Source organism: Pseudomonas sp. Irchel s3f19, from assembly GCF_900187555.1.
Taxonomy (GTDB): domain Bacteria; phylum Pseudomonadota; class Gammaproteobacteria; order Pseudomonadales; family Pseudomonadaceae; genus Aquipseudomonas; species Aquipseudomonas capeferrum.
Window position 1 is genome coordinate 411,640 of record NZ_FYDW01000002.1, and the last position, 18,314, is coordinate 429,953.

The 18,314-nt window shown below is 63.6% G+C and carries 16 protein-coding genes and 2 pseudogenes; 14 read left to right on the plus strand and 4 right to left on the minus strand.

The genetic code is table 11. From position 1 onward, the window contains the following. Positions 1-122: 122 nt before the first annotated feature. Positions 123-4,841: a dermonecrotic toxin domain-containing protein gene (locus CKW22_RS05805; RefSeq protein WP_256577286.1), complete on the plus strand. Its 4,719-nt coding sequence runs from the start codon at positions 123-125 to the stop codon at positions 4,839-4,841. A 12-nt stretch (positions 4,842-4,853) separates the two neighbouring features. On the opposite strand, the gene CKW22_RS05810 is transcribed toward CKW22_RS05805, so the two are convergent. Then, positions 4,854-5,129, minus strand: a complete 276-nt coding sequence (locus CKW22_RS05810) for a polyhydroxyalkanoic acid system family protein (RefSeq protein WP_033701930.1) — start codon at positions 5,127-5,129, stop codon at positions 4,854-4,856. A gap of 124 nt (positions 5,130-5,253) precedes the next feature. On the opposite strand from CKW22_RS05810, the gene ubiE reads away from it, so the two are divergent. From ubiE to CKW22_RS28100, 13 genes and pseudogenes are all read left to right on the plus strand, one after another. Then, the gene (ubiE, locus tag CKW22_RS05815) at positions 5,254-6,024 is read left to right on the plus strand and encodes a bifunctional demethylmenaquinone methyltransferase/2-methoxy-6-polyprenyl-1,4-benzoquinol methylase UbiE (RefSeq protein WP_033701931.1); all 771 of its coding nucleotides are present in this window, start codon (positions 5,254-5,256) and stop codon (positions 6,022-6,024) included. After that, positions 6,024-6,647 carry an SCP2 domain-containing protein gene (locus CKW22_RS05820; protein ID WP_033701932.1) on the plus strand — a complete coding sequence of 208 codons (624 nt, stop codon included), beginning with the start codon at positions 6,024-6,026 and terminating at the stop codon, positions 6,645-6,647. The genes ubiE and CKW22_RS05820 overlap by 1 nt, the downstream gene beginning before the upstream one ends. Then, complete coding sequence (gene ubiB / locus CKW22_RS05825) at positions 6,644-8,263, plus strand: ubiquinone biosynthesis regulatory protein kinase UbiB (RefSeq protein ID WP_033701933.1); 1,620 nt, start codon at positions 6,644-6,646, stop codon at positions 8,261-8,263. Before CKW22_RS05820 ends, ubiB begins: the two co-directional genes overlap by 4 nt. Before the next feature lie 72 nt (positions 8,264-8,335). Continuing rightward, positions 8,336-8,728 (plus strand): phosphoribosyl-AMP cyclohydrolase, encoded by a 393-nt coding sequence (gene hisI / locus CKW22_RS05830; RefSeq protein WP_033701934.1) that lies wholly within the window; start codon positions 8,336-8,338, stop codon positions 8,726-8,728. A 1-nt stretch (position 8,729) separates the two neighbouring features. Then, positions 8,730-9,065 carry a phosphoribosyl-ATP diphosphatase gene (locus tag CKW22_RS05835; RefSeq protein WP_033701935.1) on the plus strand — a complete coding sequence of 112 codons (336 nt, stop codon included), beginning with the start codon at positions 8,730-8,732 and terminating at the stop codon, positions 9,063-9,065. A 25-nt stretch (positions 9,066-9,090) separates the two neighbouring features. Next, on the plus strand, positions 9,091-9,363 hold the full coding sequence (locus CKW22_RS05840; RefSeq protein ID WP_033701936.1) for a twin-arginine translocase TatA/TatE family subunit: 273 nt from the start codon (positions 9,091-9,093) through the stop codon (positions 9,361-9,363). Between the two features lie 3 nt (positions 9,364-9,366). Next, the gene (tatB, locus tag CKW22_RS05845) at positions 9,367-9,744 is read left to right on the plus strand and encodes a Sec-independent protein translocase protein TatB (RefSeq protein ID WP_047583920.1); all 378 of its coding nucleotides are present in this window, start codon (positions 9,367-9,369) and stop codon (positions 9,742-9,744) included. Beyond that, positions 9,741-10,529, plus strand: a complete 789-nt coding sequence (gene tatC / locus CKW22_RS05850) for a twin-arginine translocase subunit TatC (protein WP_033701938.1) — start codon at positions 9,741-9,743, stop codon at positions 10,527-10,529. Before tatB ends, tatC begins: the two co-directional genes overlap by 4 nt. Then, a complete protein-coding gene (locus CKW22_RS05855) occupies positions 10,526-11,233 on the plus strand; it encodes a 16S rRNA (uracil(1498)-N(3))-methyltransferase (RefSeq protein WP_033701939.1) in 708 nt (235 codons plus the stop codon). The genes tatC and CKW22_RS05855 overlap by 4 nt, the downstream gene beginning before the upstream one ends. Before the next feature lie 101 nt (positions 11,234-11,334). Beyond that, a pseudogene (locus tag CKW22_RS28085) lies at positions 11,335-12,396 on the plus strand (methyl-accepting chemotaxis protein); the annotation flags it as partial. A gap of 141 nt (positions 12,397-12,537) precedes the next feature. Then, the gene (locus CKW22_RS28090) at positions 12,538-13,251 is read left to right on the plus strand and encodes a methyl-accepting chemotaxis protein (RefSeq protein WP_371856395.1); all 714 of its coding nucleotides are present in this window, start codon (positions 12,538-12,540) and stop codon (positions 13,249-13,251) included. A gap of 296 nt (positions 13,252-13,547) precedes the next feature. Further along, positions 13,548-14,636, plus strand: a pseudogene (locus tag CKW22_RS28095) (methyl-accepting chemotaxis protein); the annotation flags it as partial. Between the two features lie 141 nt (positions 14,637-14,777). Next, positions 14,778-15,491: a methyl-accepting chemotaxis protein gene (locus CKW22_RS28100; protein WP_371856396.1), complete on the plus strand. Its 714-nt coding sequence runs from the start codon at positions 14,778-14,780 to the stop codon at positions 15,489-15,491. Between the two features lie 32 nt (positions 15,492-15,523). On the opposite strand, the gene CKW22_RS05870 is transcribed toward CKW22_RS28100, so the two are convergent. The 3 genes from CKW22_RS05870 to CKW22_RS05880 form a co-directional block, all read right to left on the minus strand. Beyond that, positions 15,524-16,258 (minus strand): amino acid ABC transporter ATP-binding protein, encoded by a 735-nt coding sequence (locus CKW22_RS05870; protein WP_033702582.1) that lies wholly within the window; start codon positions 16,256-16,258, stop codon positions 15,524-15,526. After that, positions 16,251-17,213 (minus strand): amino acid ABC transporter permease, encoded by a 963-nt coding sequence (locus CKW22_RS05875; protein ID WP_033701942.1) that lies wholly within the window; start codon positions 17,211-17,213, stop codon positions 16,251-16,253. The genes CKW22_RS05870 and CKW22_RS05875 overlap by 8 nt, the downstream gene beginning before the upstream one ends. A gap of 111 nt (positions 17,214-17,324) precedes the next feature. Then, positions 17,325-18,122, minus strand: a complete 798-nt coding sequence (locus tag CKW22_RS05880; protein WP_033702583.1) for a transporter substrate-binding domain-containing protein — start codon at positions 18,120-18,122, stop codon at positions 17,325-17,327. Positions 18,123-18,314 lie beyond the last annotated feature (192 nt).

Genomic DNA, 18,314 nt, shown 5'->3' on the forward strand with positions numbered 1-18,314 from the left:
GAGCATAAGGTAGTGGGCCAAATTAGAATCTTCACCCTAAGCTCGGCGCTTACGTATCTACCACCACGGCCCCTGGAAAGCGGACAAGCATGCAGCTCCCATCCGACTGGAGCGCTCCTGACATGCCCCCCGCCGCCCCCCTTGGTCATCTCTCCTTCAGGCACCTGGTTGCTGCCTGCTTTGCCGAACGCCCCAGCTTGCGTAGCGTCATGGCCAGGGCCGCCTTCGAAGCGCTGGCAGACCGTTACCCCTGGATTCGCAGCAACCACCCGCAGCTCCAGTCTCTCGAAGGCATGACCATCCTCCCCGCGCCAGCAGGCGATGGCTCAGTCTGGCAGCGTGATCTGGTCGAGACGTTGCTCGAGCACTTCCTGAGCAGCAGCCCCATGGCCCTGGCCGCCACCGACCAGCTCAGCCTGTCGCCGCCCGAGGTTTTTCGCCCACAGCCGCAAGCCCCCGTCATTGAACTGCGCATGGCTGAGGTGAACCAGGTATTCGACGAGGTGCTGGCAACCCTCATCGAAACGTTCCAACACGCGCAGGCCAGCTTCTGGTGTGGGCGCGATGGCGACTCGGATGTGTCCCGCTTGCGCTGGCTGGAGCAGGTGCTCAAGGCCGCGTTGCTCAATGCGATCGAGCGCATGGGCCTGAACGAGGACGAGAAGAACCTGTTGTACGGGTTGGTCGCCGAAGACAACGCCACCCCTGCCGTGCAGGGCCTGCAGGTATCGCTTCAGCAGCAAAGTGTCGAGCATCGGCTGGTATCGGCGGACCTGCTGGTGATCGCGGAGCGCGATGAGCGTCGCCTGGTGCTCTGGTGCCAGCCATCAGGCACTGTACGTCGCTTCGACGACCTCGCCGAGTTCGCCTGCGCGCTGCGCGACGCGCTGGCCGACCGCTATGATTTCGACACACTCTCTTGGGCCTGCGAACCGGTTAACGGCTGCGCCTTCCGCTACCAGGCCAGCCAGTTGCTCAACGCTGCCCTGCAGAACATCGAGCGCGTGCAGCTTTACCCGATCGCCCAGGCGCGTGAGCTGGAAAGCCTTTACAGCCAACTCAGCGACCCCTCCTCTGCGTTCACCGACGCCGGCAGCACCGACCAGCAGGCGCCCGCCATCCCCCTGCCGGGCTGGCTTGCCCAGGCCAGTGCCACCGACCGTTTCCGCTACCACATGGCAATGCTGGCATTGTCCTCGCGTCAAGCGTTGGCAAAGGGCACGCCGGCGCTTGCTGATCTCGAGGACCTTCAGCACTACACCGCCCGGCGCCTGCGAGAACAGATGCACGCGGACCACCCAGACAAAACAAGCGTGGACCCCGACCACCTGCTCATCACGATCTCGCAGGTCGTCGAGGCATCGTCCAACGGGCCGGCCCGCCTGGAACCCCTTGAAACCATCACCCTTACCGAACTGGCTATCGCGCGCTTGCAGCCGAGCCAGCATGAAGTGGCCTCGGCCGTAACCATGGACAGCACCCAGGCCGCCGAGGGTTGGCTGACCCTCGACTACATCAACGGGCTGGTACACACGCTCGACGTCGGGGGTCAGTACCCCCTGTACCTCCATGCCCGGCTGCAAGACCCGACTGATCGAGTCAAGCGCATCCAGGGCTTCGCCAGGCAATGGCGCAGCACCCTGCTGTTTGACGCGCTGCAAGCCAAGATCGAGGGGCATCTGAGTGAGCGTGCATGCCAGGCACTGGCTGAATTCTGCGATGACTCGACAGCTGCCGCGACCGCGATAAAAGTGGCCCCTCTGGCCTTCAACTGTGCAGCGGGCGCCACCAAGGCGAACCGGGTACGTGGCATGTTTCTGATCGAGGTTGTACAGACCCGGTCCTGGATACTCTACTGCCCTCTTGGCGCAAGCCGAAGCTTGCACGAGTACGCCAGCCAGGCGCAGCTCATGGCCAGCATCCGTGCCGCCGGTGAGTTGCAACGAAATATTCTGGCCTGGCTGGATGATGCTGACCGCCCGATCTACGAAAACGATGGTTTCACCCTCCCCCACTTGCACCCTCACCTGTCCGAACTGGCAGATCTGCTGGGGCCCGGCACAATGATGAGCGACCATACCCTGGAGCAGTTGCGTGCGCCGGCCAGTCTGGCCTTCAAGGCGTGGGCAGACGACTTGGACAGCCAACTGCTCGAGGCACATGCCGAGGCGATGTTGCTGCTGGCCTCACGGCAGAGTGTCTCCAATGCCCAACAGCGCTGGGCGATGGTCATCCAACTGGGCTGGCTCGCGTTCAACACGGTCACCGTGCTGCTGCGCGGGCCTGCGGCGACAGTAGCCTGGCTGGTCTCGGCGTTTATCAGCGTGAAAGCCGACCTGGCAGTACTGTCCCAGGGCAGCCTTGAGGAAAAGGCCCTGGCCTGCTCCGACCTGTTGTTCAGTATCGCCATGCTATTGGTGCATACGCCTGCCACGGCGCGCCCTGAAACGAGCCCGCCCGGGCAAACCGGGGTGCACCTGGGTGGGCCTTTGCCTCGGCAAGCGGGCAGCGCGACGCCACAGGAACAGCCTCAGGCCAGAGACTGGCTCCCCCCCACAGAACACGCTATGCCCACGACGTTCAGGGTGAGCGCCTGGAGCGACAACCAACGCCTGGGCAATTTGCCCGACGCAGCACGCAGCGCCCTGCTCGAACTGCGCGCCAACGTTGACCTGCATGGGCTGGCTGCACAGCCGCAAGGACGCCTGCGCGGGCTCTACAACATCGACGGGCGCTATTACGTGAAGCTGGGAGCCGCCACCTACGAAGTCGAAGAGAGCTGGTCGGGGGTTCGCATCATCGGGCCCGACACCAGCAAAGGCGACTGGGCGGCGCAGGGGGGCGAATGGGATGGCTACCTCATCGTCGGCCGCGAGCGCAGCAGAGGGCCGTGGCTGACCCGCTGGAACGGCGAATGGGCGATCGATTTGCGGCTGGCGGGCGGCATGCCCAGGTCGCGCAAGACGATGCTCGATGAAAATCGACGGGCAATGGTTGCCTTGCAGGAAAACCGCAAACGCAACGACGACGAACTGGTGAAGAACGAGCGCTTCATTGAACGCTACCTGACGCTGACCCAAGCCTACGACAATGCCGCAGCGGCATTCAGGCAGACGGTGAAACAGTACCCGGGCGTGGCCCGCAACGAGCTACCCGAAGCACTGCAGACGCAGTTGCGCACGCTTCAGACCATGCGCAACGAGGCCCAGCCACACCTGCAGATACTGTCACTGACGTACGAAAAACAGGTCAACTTGTTAACCTCGCAAATCGAGCTGTTTGGCCAAATGAGCGAGCCCCGATTCGCCAGGTTCGACCCAAACAGCAGATCGGCTTACGCCCGCGGCCAGTGGTCGGAGCAACTGCTCGAAACGGACGTGCATCTTTATCACCGTTTGCTCGACCTGACCGACTATGACGTCCTCAAGCAACAGTCCGAGCAATTGGCCAGGCTACCCTTTGGTGAAGAACAGGGGCTGCTGTACCTTGCCTACCGCGATAACGTGGAAGCTGCCCACGCCACCCACAAGCGCTTGCTGGCGGTCAGTGAACGCCTCGACCAGAACCTCGCCCAAGCCCTGGCCGACACCAGCCTGCAGTTCGAAGGCAAGCAGGCAAAGCTTGAGGAGGTCATCGGCCAACGCCACTTTTCAACCGTCATCATGCGCGCTCAGTTACTCGCCGACCTGGCCCAGCTGAGTGTCGACAGAGATCAACTCACCCGTGAAAACTTCAACGAGCTGCTGCGCATGCAGGCAGCGCTGCGCAACCCTGGCTTCCAAGCGGCATTGCTAAGCCATGATGGCCTGGCCGCGGCAAACTTGCCCGCCGAGGAACAGGCAGAAATCCTCGGCACTGCATTGCGTGAATACGAGACATCGCTGGGTAAAGCCAACTACTTGTTGTCATTGAACGAGCCAGCACTGAACGCTGCACGCGTGGAGCAATACATCAGCCAGTTGACGGCCTTGAAGTCATCGGCCGAGCATGACCTGAACAACGCGCTGCGCGCCGGTGAAAGCGGTGAGCCGGCGCAAGCCCGCCAGGTGACTTACCGAGGGCGGCCAGGCAAACGCAAGCTGATCCGCACCACGCAAGGCAGAACGATCCTGGCCGAACAGGCTCAGGACAACGGCGTGGCGACGCAGAACGACCCATTGACCCAGCAGACCATTGAGTACCAGCAGCGCAGCGATCAGTGGGAACAACTCCCCAGCATCGCCACCCCTCGCAGCAATGCCTACTTGCGCCAGGTCGGCACCAGCCTGCTCGCGCAGAAAGCCGACAAGCTTGCCCTGATCGCCCGCTACTCGAAGGAACCCAATAGCCTGGCAGACCTGATGGACTGGCAGATTCAGGACATGGCCGACATCTCCCGTCAACTGACGGCCGGGCCAGCCGACGGCCAGGCCCTGGCGGTGCAGCTGAACGAAGCCGTCGCGCAGTTGCAGGCAGAAAAGCGCCGCTTGCTAACCGATGCCTACTTCAACACCCAACACCCGGACAGCACGGCTCTGCGCTACCTGTACCAGGAGGGCCATATCGAGATCGCACTGGCCAAGACGCGCAAACGGCTCAAGCAAAATGACTACCTGGATGTGTATGCCATCCATCGCATACAACCCAGGCAGAAACTCTGGGAAGCGCACTTTCACTACACCAGTGCCCAAGCCGCGCCGCGTGAGTTCGCCAAAGGCCACTTGAAGTTCTGGGAGCCACGGGCGATGAACCGAGACGAACGCCTGCAGCGCTCACACGACTCGGCAGAGCGGATAAACATCTACCGGGGCGATTTGCGCCTTGAGCAGATCGATGGGGTGATCCCGTTCCCGTCCGTCTGAAAACCGCTCGGGTCAGGCCAGCGCCTTGTCCAGCGCCCGCTCGATCTCGCCCTTGATGGTGCCGCTCATCATCGACAGCATCATGCCCAGTTTCAGCTCGACGCGGATGCTGTCGTCACCGATGTGCACGCTGCCGTTGGCGCCACTGCGTGCCACGTCGACGCGGTCGCCGTTCCAGGTGGCCTTGAGGTCATATTCGCGGCTCAGCTTGTCCACCAGCGCTTCGGCCTTGGCGCGAGCGGCCTCGCGGCCAAGGGAGTGTTTGCGTTCGACGCTGATCTGGGTCATGCGGGTGTTCCTGGATATGAAGACATAATCGGCATTATGCCCGCCCCTGCCCCCCGGCACACCCCGCCAAGACAAATCCGCCCGTTCGCCCTAGAATGGCGGTAATTTTTTCCGGTGAAGCGATATGAACGACCAGCGCAAAGGCGAACACGCCGAACCCACCACCCATTTTGGCTACCAGGACGTCCCCGAGAGCCAGAAAGCCAAGAAAGTCGCCGAGGTGTTCCACTCGGTGGCGGCCAAGTACGACCTGATGAACGACGTGCTTTCCGGCGGCATGCACCGCCTGTGGAAGCGCTTCACCATCGAGCTGTCGGGCGTGCGCAGCGGCAACCGCGTGCTGGACATTGCCGGCGGTACCGGTGACCTGGCCGCCAAGTTCTCGCGGCTGGTCGGCCCGACCGGGCAGGTAGTGCTGGCCGACATCAACGAGTCGATGCTCAAGGTTGGCCGTGACCGCCTGCTCGACCGTGGCGTGGCGGGCAACATCGAGTTCGTCCAGGCCGACGCCGAGAAGCTGCCGTTCCCGGACAACCACTTCGACTGCGTGACCATCGCCTTCGGCCTGCGCAACGTCACCCACAAGGACGAAGCCATCCGCTCGATGCTGCGCGTGCTCAAGCCGGGCGGGCGCCTGTTGATCCTCGAATTCTCCAAGCCGACCAGCAAGCTGATGTCCAAGGCCTATGACGCGTACTCGTTCGCCTTCATGCCACTGGCCGGCAAGCTGATCACCAACGACTCGGAAAGCTACCGCTACCTGGCCGAATCGATCCGCATGCACCCCGACCAGGAAACCCTCAAGGCCATGATGGTCGACGCCGGCTTCGACCGCGTCACCTACCACAACATGACCAGCGGCATCGTCGCCGTACACCGGGGAATCAAGCCCTGATGCTGCTGGCCGGGCTGCTCGCCAGCGTCGAACATGGCCTGAACCGCGTCCTGCGCATGGACAGCACGGCATTGCCGCGGCTGGCTGCGCTCGAAGGCAAGGTCATCGAGATCGATTGCCGTCAGCCAGCCCTGCAGGTGTTCATCCTGCCCGATGAAGACGGCCTGATGCTGGCCGCGCACTGGGAAGGCGAGGTCGACTGCAGCCTGCGCGCCCCCGCTGGCAGCCTGGCGCAACTGGCCTTGGCCAGGGACAAGACCGCCGTGTTGCACAGCCCGCAGGTCGAACTGCATGGCGACAGCGCCGTACTGCTCGACCTGTTCGGCGTGTTGCAGGACCTGGAGCTGGACTGGGAGCACGAACTGCAGCGTTGGCTCGGCCCGGTCGCCACCGCGCTGCTGGCAGGCCACATCCGCCTGCGTGCGCGCTGGACCCGCCAAGGCCTGACGCGCTTCAGCCAGAACCTCTCCGAGTACCTGGCCGAAGAGTCCCGCACCCTGGTCGGCAAACGCGAAGCCGAAGCCGCCTTCAGCGAGCTCGATGCCTTGAAGGTCGATACAGAACGCTTAGAGGCGCGCCTGCTGCGCCTCTCCCGATCCCTTGATACCAGCGATAACGCATGAAGCTGCTCGCCGTCCGCCGTCTCTTTCGCATCCAGCGTGTGGTGATCCGCTACCGCCTCGATGACCTGCTGTTCGACCTGCCCCTGCCCTGGTGGCTGATGAGCCTGCGCCTGCTGATGCCCTGGCGCTGGCTGCCGCGCACGCCCTCCGCGCTCAGCCGTGGCGCGCGCCTGCGCCTGGCGCTGCAGGACCTGGGGCCGATCTTCATCAAGTTCGGCCAGCTGCTGTCCACCCGCCGCGACCTGCTGCCCACCGACATCGCCGACGAACTGATGCTGCTGCAAGACCGCGTGCCGCCGTTCGACCCGAAAAAGGCCGTGGCATTGATCGAGGAGCAGCTCGGCGCCAAGGTCGGCGAGGTGTTCAGCCGTTTCGACGTCGAGCCGCTGGCCTCGGCCTCGGTGGCCCAGGTACACGCCGCGCGCCTGAAGAGCGGCGAAGAAGTCGTGGTCAAGGTGGTACGCCCGGGCCTCAAACCGATCATTGCCCAGGACCTGGCCTGGCTGTTCCTGATCGCCAAGGGCGCCGAGCGGGTGTCTGCCGACGCTCGCCGCCTGCACCCGGTCGAAGTGGTCAACGATTACGAAAAGACCATCTACGACGAACTCGACCTGCTCCGCGAGGCGGCCAACGCCAGCCAGTTGCGGCGCAACTTCGAGGGCTCCGAGCTGATGTACGTGCCCCAGGTCTACTGGGACCTGTGCCGGCCCAAGGTGCTGGTGATGGAGCGCATCTACGGCGTGCCGGTCACCGACATGGCAACCCTGGCCGACCAGCGTACCGACATGAAGCTGCTGGCCGAGCGCGGTGTGGAGGTGTTCTTCACCCAGGTGTTCCGTGACAGCTTCTTCCATGCCGACATGCACCCCGGCAACATTTTCGTCAGCACGGTAAAGCCGTGGAGCCCGCAGTACATCGCCATCGACTGCGGCATCGTCGGCAGCCTCACCGCAGAGGACCAGGACTACCTGGCGCGCAACCTGATCGCCTTCTTCAAGCGTGATTACCGCCGCGTCGCGCAACTGCACATCGATTCGGGCTGGGTGCCGGCGCACACCAAGGTCAATGAGTTCGAAGCCGCGATCCGTACCGTGTGCGAGCCGATCTTCGAAAAACCGTTGAAAGACATTTCCTTCGGCCAGGTGCTGATGCGCCTGTTCCAGACCGCCCGGCGCTTCAACATGGAGGTCCAGCCGCAACTGGTGTTGCTGCAGAAGACCCTGCTCAACATCGAGGGCCTGGGCCGCCAGTTGTACCCCGACCTGGACCTGTGGAGCACCGCCAAACCGTTTCTGGAACGCTGGATGCGCGAGCGCTACAGCCCAAAGGCCATGGTCGGCAACCTGTACAGCCAGGCCGAGCAACTGCCGCACCTGGCCGGCATGACCCGCGACCTGCTCGAACGCCTGTCGCAACCGCACCTGCACGACCCGCAACTGCCCCAGCGGCGCCGCCAGGGCGACCGCTGGGCACTGCGCCTGCTCGGCGCCGGGCTGCTCGGCGGTGGCGCGGTACTGGCCGCAGGTGCCGCCGAGGCCGCCAGCCTGGCCGCCCCGGCCGCCTGGCCGGCATGGCTGATGCTGGCCGCTGGCCTTTACCTGATCGTGCGCCAATAGCCAGCCGCGCCTGTGGCTGGCACACTAGCGCAAAGGGCCCGGCACAGGAGCGGGTCCGTTTTGGAGTCGACGATGAAAGACTGGCTGGACGAGATCAAGTGGAACAGCGATGGCCTGGTACCGGCCATCGCCCAGGACCACAAGACCGGACGCGTGCTGATGATGGCCTGGATGAACCGCGAATCCCTGGCCCTGACTGCCGCCGAGCAACGCGCCATCTACTGGTCGCGCTCGCGTGGCAAACTGTGGCGCAAGGGCGAGGAGTCCGGCCATGTACAGAAATTGCACGAAATGCGCCTGGACTGTGATGCCGACGTGATCATCCTGATGGTCGAGCAACTGGGCCATATCGCCTGCCATACCGGCCGCGAAAGCTGCTTCTACCGCGTCTACGAAGACGGCCAATGGCAAACCGTCGACCCGGTCCTGAAGGACCCGGACGCCATCTATAGCGCAGGACACTGACATGAGCGACACCCTCAACCGCCTGGCCGAAGTGCTTGAACAACGCAAGCACGCGGCGCCCGACAGCTCCTACGTGGCAAGCCTGCATCACAAGGGCCTGAACAAGATCCTCGAGAAGCTCGGCGAAGAGTCCATCGAGACGATCATTGCCGCCAAGGATGCTGCGATCAGCAAGGATTACAGCGATGTCATCTATGAAACCGCCGACCTGTGGTTTCATAGCATGGTGATGCTCAGCGCGTTGGGGCAGCATCCACAGGCCGTGCTCGATGAACTGGAGCGCCGTTTCGGGCTTTCCGGGCATGACGAGAAGGCTGCGCGTCAACCTTCCGCCTGACTGAATAGAATTCTAGGAGAGCAACATGGGTATCTTTGACTGGAAACACTGGATTGTACTGCTGGTGGTGGTAGTGCTGGTGTTCGGCACCAAGAAGCTGAAAAACTTCGGCAGCGACCTCGGCGAGTCGATCAAGGGCTTTCGCAAGGCCATGAGCGACGAAGAGAACAAGCCGGCCGAGCAGACGCCGCCGCCTGCACAGCCCGTTCCGCCAGTGCAGAACACTGCCCAGCAGGCCCAGGGCCACACCATCGAGGGCCAGGCCCAGCCGGTCCAAGAGCCACAGCGGAAAGACTGACCCATGTTCGGCATCAGTTTCAGTGAGCTGCTGCTCGTCGGCCTCGTCGCCCTGCTGGTGCTCGGCCCCGAGCGCCTGCCCGGCGCCGCGCGTACGGCCGGGCTGTGGATCGGGCGCCTCAAGCGCAGCTTCAACAGCATCAAGATGGAAGTCGAGCGCGAGATCGGCGCCGACGATATCCGTCGGCAGCTGCACAACGAGCACATCCTGCACATGGAAGAGGAAGCCCGGCGCATCCTCAACCCGCAGACGCCACCGGTGCAGCCACCGGTCACCACGGCCACGGTGCAACCTCCCGCAGGGCTCGAAGCTACGCCAGACGCCACGCCTGCCGCCCCGGCCGCACCCTCTGAACCGCCACAACCGCCGCGAGCCCCATGAGCGAAAATCCGGAACACGACCAGCCCATGCCGCTGGTCTCGCACCTGACCGAACTGCGCACTCGCCTGCTGCGTTGTGTCGCCGTCATCTTCCTGATCTTTGCCGGGTTGTTCTCCTTCGCCCAGCAGATCTACACCCTGGTCTCGGCGCCGCTGCGCGACCACCTGCCGGCCAATGCGACGATGATCGCCACCGACGTGGCCTCGCCGTTCCTCACGCCGTTCAAGTTGACCATGATCGTGTCGTTGTTCCTGGCGATCCCGTTCATTCTTCAACAAATCTGGGGCTTCATCGCACCCGGGCTGTACCGCCATGAAAAACGCATCGCCATTCCGCTGCTGGTGTCGAGCATCTTCCTGTTCTACGCCGGCATGGCCTTCGCCTATTTCCTGGTGTTCCCGCTGATTTTCGGCTTCTTCGCCAGCGCCACACCGGAAGGCGTGTCGATGATGACCGACATCGCCAGCTACCTCGACTTCGTCATGACCCTGTTCTTCGCCTTTGGCGTCGCCTTCGAGATCCCGGTGGCCGTGGTGTTGCTGGTGTGGATCGGCGTGGTCGACGTGAAGTACCTGAAGAAGGTTCGCCCTTACGTGATCATCGGCTGCTTCGTGGTCGGCATGGTCCTGACCCCGCCGGACATCTTCTCCCAGACCTTGCTGGCAGTGCCCATGTGGCTGTTGTTCGAGGTCGGTGTGCTGTGTGGCAGCCTGATCCGCAAGCGCAGCGAGCACGATGAAGCCGCAAACGATCACAACGACCAACCCCCTGCGACGCAACCGTGAACCTGCTGTTACTCGAACAAGCCGATTTCATCGCGGCCGACCGCGTGGTCCTGGCCGACCGGCGTTTCACCCACATGCAGGAGATTCACCGGGTGGCGGTGGGCGATAGCCTGCGCGTCGGGCAGGTCAACGGGTTGATGGGCCGCGCCACCGTGGTGCGCCTGGAAGGCCATGAAGCGGAACTGCAAGTGGGCTTCGACCAGCCGCCGCCAGCCAAGCTGCCGCTGACCCTGGTGCTGGCGGTGCCGCGGCCGAAAATGCTGCGCCGGCTGTTCCAGACCGTCGCCACCCTGGGTGTCGAGCGCCTGATCCTGGTGAACAGCTACAAGGTCGAGAAGAGTTTCTGGCAAACGCCTTTCCTTAACCCCGAAAGCATTCGCGAAAACCTCATCCTGGGCCTGGAGCAGGCCCGCGACACGGTGTTGCCCGAGGTGATCATCGAGAAGCGCTTCAAGCCGTTCGTCGAAGACCGCCTGCCGGCCATCGCCGAAGGCACCTTGGGCCTGGTGGGCCACCCCGGCCCCTACCCTGCCTGCCCGCGGGCCGTCGAGCAAGCGGTGACCCTGGCCATCGGCCCTGAGGGTGGCTGGATCCCCTATGAAGTCGAGCTGCTGGGCAAGGCTGGCCTTGCGCCTGTGCAACTGGGTGAGCGCATCCTGCGCGTGGAGACTGCCGTAATCGCGCTGTTATCGCGTATTTTCTGACGCAATCGTCAGGCTTTTCACCCATCAAGTTTCTCTCTCCCGGGCCGATGCCTTGGCAACACAATAATTAACCGTGCTGCCAAGTTACCGGGGAGTCGAACATGTACCGATGGTTAGCCCACGTGCTGGGAAATGTAAGCGTCAATCGCAAGCTGGGGTTGGGCTTCGGCCTGGTACTGCTACTGACCCTGGCCATTACCCTGACCGGCTGGCACGGCCTGGACAGCGTCATCGACCGCGGCGACAAGCTGGGTAATATCTCGGTGATCCAGCAATATACCCAGGAACTGCGCATCGCCCGCCAGCATTACCAGCGCGACCGCAATGACGCCGCTGTGGCCGAGCTGGAAAAGGCCCTGGCCAATCTTGATCGCCAGGTGCAGCTGATGCTGGGCCAGATCGAACTCCCCGCCGACCGCCAGCGCCTCGAACAGCAGCGCGAGGCCGTGCGCATCTATCAACAAGCGTTCAACGACCTGAAACAGGCCGGCCAGCGCCGCGAGGCCAGCCGTGCCGTGCTTGGCGACAGCGCCGACAAGGCCGTCGAGCTGGTCGGCCGCGTCCAGCGGGGCCTGCTGCAGGGCGGCGATATCAGCCAGTACCAGTATGCGGTGGACGTCAGCGCACTGCTGCAACAAGCGCGCTTCCAGGTCCGTGGCTATACCTACAGCGGCGATGCGCAGTACCAGCAGACCGCACTGAAGGCCATCGACCAGGCCCTAGCCGAACTCAAGGCGCTGCCGGCCAAGGTGCCCGCCGAACATGCCGCCAGCCTCGACGATGCCGCCACCGCCCTGGCCGGCTACCGTGACGCGGTCAACCAGTTCGGCAATGCGCAGGCTGCCAGCGAGCAGGCGCTGCAACACATGGCCGACCAAGGCTCGGTGCTGCTGCAGACCAGCCAGACGATGACCACCTCACAGACGGCAGTGCGCAACGCCGGTGCCAGCCAGGCCAAGACCCTACTCGCCGCCGCCACCGGCCTGGCCCTGGCGCTGGGCCTGCTGGCGGCCTGGGCCATCACCCGGCAGATCATCATCCCACTGCGCCAGACCCTGAACGCTGCCGAGCGCGTGGCCAGTGGCGACCTGAGCCAGGACTTGCCGGTACAACGCCGCGACGAACTGGGCCAGTTGCAGGCCAGCATGCAGCGCATGACCCAGGGCCTGCGTGAGTTGATCGGCGGCATCGGCGACGGTGTCACGCAGATCGCCAGCGCCGCCGAGGAACTGTCGGCGGTGACCGAGCAGACCAGCGCCGGGGTCAACAACCAGAAGGTAGAAACCGACCAAGTGGCGACAGCCATGAACCAGATGACCGCCACCGTGCACGAGGTGGCACGCAATGCCGAACAGGCCTCGGAAGCCGCGTTGATGGCCGACCAACAAGCCCGCGAGGGTGATCGGGTGGTGGGTGAGGCGGTGGCCCAGATCGAGCGCCTGGCCTCTGAGGTGGCCAACTCCAGCGAAGCGATGAACCAGCTCAAGGCCGAGAGCGACAAGATCGGCAGCGTGCTCGATGTGATCAAATCGGTGGCCCAGCAGACCAACCTGCTGGCCCTCAACGCGGCGATCGAGGCAGCACGGGCCGGCGAGGCCGGGCGTGGCTTTGCCGTAGTCGCCGACGAAGTGCGCAGCCTGGCCCAGCGTACGCAGCAGTCGACCGAAGAAATCGAAGAACTGATTGCCGGCTTGCAAAGCGGCACGCAACGTGTGGCCAGCGTGATGGACAACAGCCGCCAGCTGACCGACAGCAGTGTCGAGCTGACCCGCCGCGCCGGGGGCTCTCTGGAGACCATCACCCGTACCGTGTCGTCGATCCAGGCGATGAACCAGCAGATTGCCACGGCGGCGGAAGAACAGAGCGCGGTGGCCGAGGAGATCAACCGCAGCGTGATGAATGTGCGGGATATCTCCGATCAGACCTCGGCGGCCAGTGAAGAGACGGCCAGCTCCAGTGTGGAACTGGCGCGGTTGGGCACGCACCTGCAAGGGCTGGTAGGGCGGTTCAGGCTCTGATCGTGCCAGGCCTGCGGGCGTGGTGTAGGAGCGGCCTTGCGTCGCGAACGGGGCGCTTAGCGCCCCCAGCACTCTCTGCGGCGAAGCTGAAAAACCAGGGCCGCTACGCGCCCCGTTCGCGACGCAAGGCCGCTCCTACACAAGCGTCGCGGCGGGCCTGCAGAAATTCATACAGTCTTTGCTGAATTTTCCTACGGGATTATCAGGTCAAGTCCTACGCCTCCGCGGCCGATGGGCAGGGGTGTCATGCCGGCATTGCGCCGGCATGCCCTCTCTCAAACGGACGGAGACTCATCATGCTCGGCTACCTCAACCGCAGGCTCGGCAACGTCGGTGTCGGCGCCAAGCTTGCCCTCGGCTTCGCCGTGGTCTTGCTGCTTACCCTGGCCACCACCCTCAGCGGCTGGCGCGCGCTGGATGGCGCTATCACCCGCTCGGAACAACTCAGTGAAATCGGCCTGATCAACGACCTGGTCAAGGACCTGCGCGCAGAGCGCATCACCTATCGCGTGCTCGGCGACGACGCCAGCAAGTCGCGCATCATGCGCATCCTCGACCAGCTCGAAGGCATGCTGACCACCCTGCAGCAACGCAGCCATGTCGATGATTCACGCCAGATGCTCACCCAGAAGCTGCAATTGTTGCAGCGCCTGCGCGACGACTTCGCCGAACTGCAGCGCACGGTCGCACAGCGGCACGCGCTGCGCGAGGCCATGCAGGCGCAGGAGCAGAAACTCAACGACGTCATCGACGAACTGCAGACCCAGGCCTTGCTGAAGATGCCTGCCGACAGCCAGCAAAGCGGCGTGCTGGGCCTGATGGATACCCTCAGCCGTCACGTCGACGGCGCCAACCAGCAGAGCCTGGTACCCGCCTATACCTTCTCGCCCGTCGAGGGTTTCGCCAAAGTCGGCGATGGCGCACTTGACGCCGCCGACAGCAGCCTTGGCCAGTTGCTCAAGGGGCTTGCGCCCCTGGGCCTGCCGCGCACGCTGACGGAACAGCCCGGTGTCGAGTTGGCCAAGTACCGCACCAGCCTGGACCAGTACCGTAGCGCCGCCGTGCGGGTCGAGCAGTTGCAAGGCAACATGGAAAACATGGGTGATGAGTTAAGCGCCGTCAGCGTGGAGTTGGGCGAGCGCAAGGTCGAGCAACGCGACAGCGAGGCCCTGGCAGCCCGCTCGTTGCTGACCAGCGTGGCCGTGCTGGCGCTGGTGGTGGGGGTCATCGCCGGCTGGCTGATCACCCTGCAGATTACCCAGCCGCTGCGCCAGACACTGGCCGTGGCCGCGCGTATCAGCAAGGGCGATCTGAGCCAGGTCGAGCCGGTGCTGCGCCGTGACGAGATGGGCCAGTTGCAGTCCAGCATGCGCGACATGACCTTGAGCCTGCGCGAGCTCATCGGCGGCATCGACCAAGGCGTCGGCCACCTGTCACAGGCGGCCACGCAACTGGCCGCCAGCAGTGAGGACACCAAGCTGCGCATCAACCAGCAACGCGAGGAAACCGACCAGGTGGCCACCGCCATGAACCAGATGAGCGCGACCGTGCAAGAGGTGGCGCAGAACGCCGAACAAGCATCGCTGGCCGCAACCAATGCCGACCAGCAGGCGCAGGTGGGCGATCAGGTGGTGGCCGAAGCCATCAGCCGCATCGAGCAACTGGCTGGGCAGATGGACGATTGCCTGGCAGCCATGCAGCATCTGGCGGGCGAAAGCCAGCGCATCGGCAGCATCCTCGATGTGATCAAGTCGGTGTCCGAACAAACCAACCTGCTGGCCTTGAACGCAGCGATCGAAGCAGCCCGGGCCGGTGAAGCCGGGCGTGGTTTTGCGGTGGTCGCCGATGAGGTACGCGGGCTGGCGCAACGGACCCAGCAGTCGACCGAGGAGATCGAACAACTGATCGAAAGCCTGCACAGCGGCACAGACGAGGTCACGCACCTGCTCGACAACAGCAAGCGCCTGACCGAGCAGAGTGTCGAGCTGAGCCGCAAGGCAGGGCATGCGCTGGGGCAGATCACCGATACGGTGTCGAGTATCCAGGGCATGAACCAGCAGATTGCCACGGCCAGCGAAGAGCAGAGCGTGGTGGCCGAGCAGATCAACCGCAGTGTGCTGAATGTGCGCGATGTGTCTGACCAGACCAGTGCGGCCAGTGAACAGACGGCGGCTTCGAGTGGCGAGCTGGAGCAACTGGGGCGGCAATTGCGGGGGATGGTCGGGCGATTCAGCCTGTGAGATTGCCGGGGGCGCAATGCGCCCCCAAGCGGTTACAGCACCTGGCGCAAGAACGCCTGCGCTCGCGGGTCCTTCGGCGTATCAAAGAACTGCGCCGGCGAGGCATCTTCCAGCAACTTGCCATGGTCGAAGAACAGCACCCGGTCAGCCACTTCCCGGGCAAAGCCCATCTCGTGGGTAACGCAGACCATGGTCATGCCTTCCTGAGCCAGGGTCTTCATCACATCCAGCACTTCGCCGACCATTTCCGGGTCGAGCGCCGAGGTCGGTTCGTCGAACAGCATCACCTTCGGCTCCATGGCCAAGGCACGGGCAATCGCCACGCGCTGCTGCTGGCCGCCGGACAACCGCGACGGGTACTCATTGGCCTTCTGCGCGATACCGACCTTCTCCAGCAGGGCCCGGGCCTTGGCCTCACGCTCGGCCTTGCCGCGCTTGCGCACCACCTTCTGCGCCAGGCACAGGTTCTCCAGCACGGTCATGTGCGGGAACAGGTTGAAATGCTGGAACACCATGCCGACTTCGCGGCGGTAGGCGTTGATGTCGGTCTTCGGGTCGGCCAGTTGCAGGCCGTCGATGGCCACATGGCCTTCGTCGAAATGCTCCAGGCCGTTGAGGCAGCGCAGGAAGGTCGACTTGCCCGAACCCGACGGGCCAAGCACCACCACCACTTCGGCCTTGGCTACACGCGTGGTGACATTGTCTACCGCGCGAACCACTTGGCCGCGGGTGTCGAAGACTTTTACCAGGTCACGGACTTCAATCACTTTGCGCAAGCCTCCGCTCAAGCCGGCTGGCCAGGTGCGACAGCGGCAGGTTGATCAGCAGGTACAGGCCTGCCACGCAGAACCAGATCTCGAAGGTCGAGAACGAGGTGGTGATGGCCTCGCGGCCGCTCTTGGTCAGTTCGGTAATGGCGATCACCGAGACCAGCGAGGTGTCCTTGACCAGGCTGATGAACTGGCCGGCCAACGGCGGCAGCACGCGTTTGAAGGCCTGGGGCAGGATCACATGGCGCATCGACTGGCTGGCGTTCAAGCCCAGCGAGCGGGCCGCCTCGTTCTGGCCGCGGGCGATCGACTGCACACCGGCGCGGACGATCTCGGCCACATAGGCCCCGGTGAACAGCGCCAGCGCCGCAACCCCGGCGAATTCGCGGGACAGGTTGAGCACGGTGCCGATGAAGAAGTAGAAGATGAAGATCTGTACCAGCAGCGGTGTGCCCCGCACCAGTTCGACGTACACCGTCGACAAGTCACGCAGGGTCGGGTTGTTCGATAACCGGCACAGGCCCGCGAACAGGCCGATCACCAGGCCCAGGGCGCCCGACACCACCGACAACCACAGCGTGGTCCACAGGCCCCACGCCAACGGGCCAGCCGCCCAGTGGCGGGTCACACCGACCTGGTCGCCTTCGGCGACGTCATCGCCACGGCTCAATTGCAGGCTGTTGCTGTCCACATCGAGCACCTGCTCGGCGCCGTCTTCGCCCTTGAGCGAGACGCGGGCGGTGTCACCGGTTATGACGATGTCCTGCACGGTGCCATTGCTGGCGGCACGCTGGGCGTCTTCGGCCTGGTAGGCAAAATACTGAGGGACGCGGTTCCAGCGCCACTCATAGGACATCAACGAGGTGGCCAGATACAGACTGACCGCCAGGCCAACCAGCACCAGCGCAGTCAGCGCGTGCCAGGGCCACTGGGCTTTCTTGTGTTTGATCACGGGGTTACTCCAGAAAGCGGCAAGCCGCAAGCTACAAGCTGCAAGGAAAACCAGACCGCGTATTGGCCCACCTTCTCTTGCAGCTTGCAGCTTGCGGCTTGAAGCTACTTCTTATTCCATTTCCTTCAGCCAGTCCTTGTTCTTGAACCACTTGTCGTGGATACGATCGTAGGTCCCGTCATGCTTGATCTGGTGCAGGAAGTTGTTGATGAAGTTGATGCTGTCGTAGTCGCCTTTCTTCAGGCCGAATGCCAGCGGCTCGTAGGTGAAGGGTTCTTCGAGGAACAGCAGCTTGCCAGCGCCGGCCTTCTCCACCGCCACCACGTTGTAGGGGGCATCGTAGACGAAGGCGTCGGCCTTGCCGTTGACCACGTCCATCACCGCTTCCTGCTCGTTGTCATAGCCGTGGTACTTGGCTTTGGCGATCAACTTCTTGGAAACCATCTCGCCGGTGGTGCCGAGCTTGGAGGTGATGCGGTACTTCTCGTTGTTCAGGTCTTTGTAGGTCTTGATCTCGCCCGCCAGGTCCTTGCGGATCAGCAAGGTCTGGCCGACCACAATGAAGGGTTCGCTGAAGTTCAGGCGCAGGTTGCGTTCCTGGGTCAGGGTCATGCCGCTGCCGATCATGTCGAACTTGTTGGTCAGCAGGGCCGGGATGATGCCGTCATAGGCGGTGGAGACGGTCTCCAGCTTGACGCCCATGGACTTGGCCATGGCTTTGAGGATATCGACCTCGAAGCCGATGATCTCGCCACGCTTGTTGGTCATCTGGAACGGCATGTAGGTTGGGTCCATGCCCACTTTCAGGGTGCCGCGCTTGACCGCGTCTTCGATGGCGCCAGCCTGGGCTGCCGAGACGGCGACCAGGGCGGTAACACCGACCAGCAGTCGCGAAAGGTATTTCTTGATCATCACCAAGTCCCCTAGCAAGAAAAGAAGCAAATCTTATTGTTGGCACGGCCGTACTGGCCGAAGTGTCTATCGGAGACGGATGCTAACGCATGGCGGCTCAGGGACCTAGCGCCGGGGGGGACTTTGTTGGCCAAAATCGATTGCATGGCCGGTCTGAAGCTTCGCGGGGCAAGCCCGCTCCCACAGGGA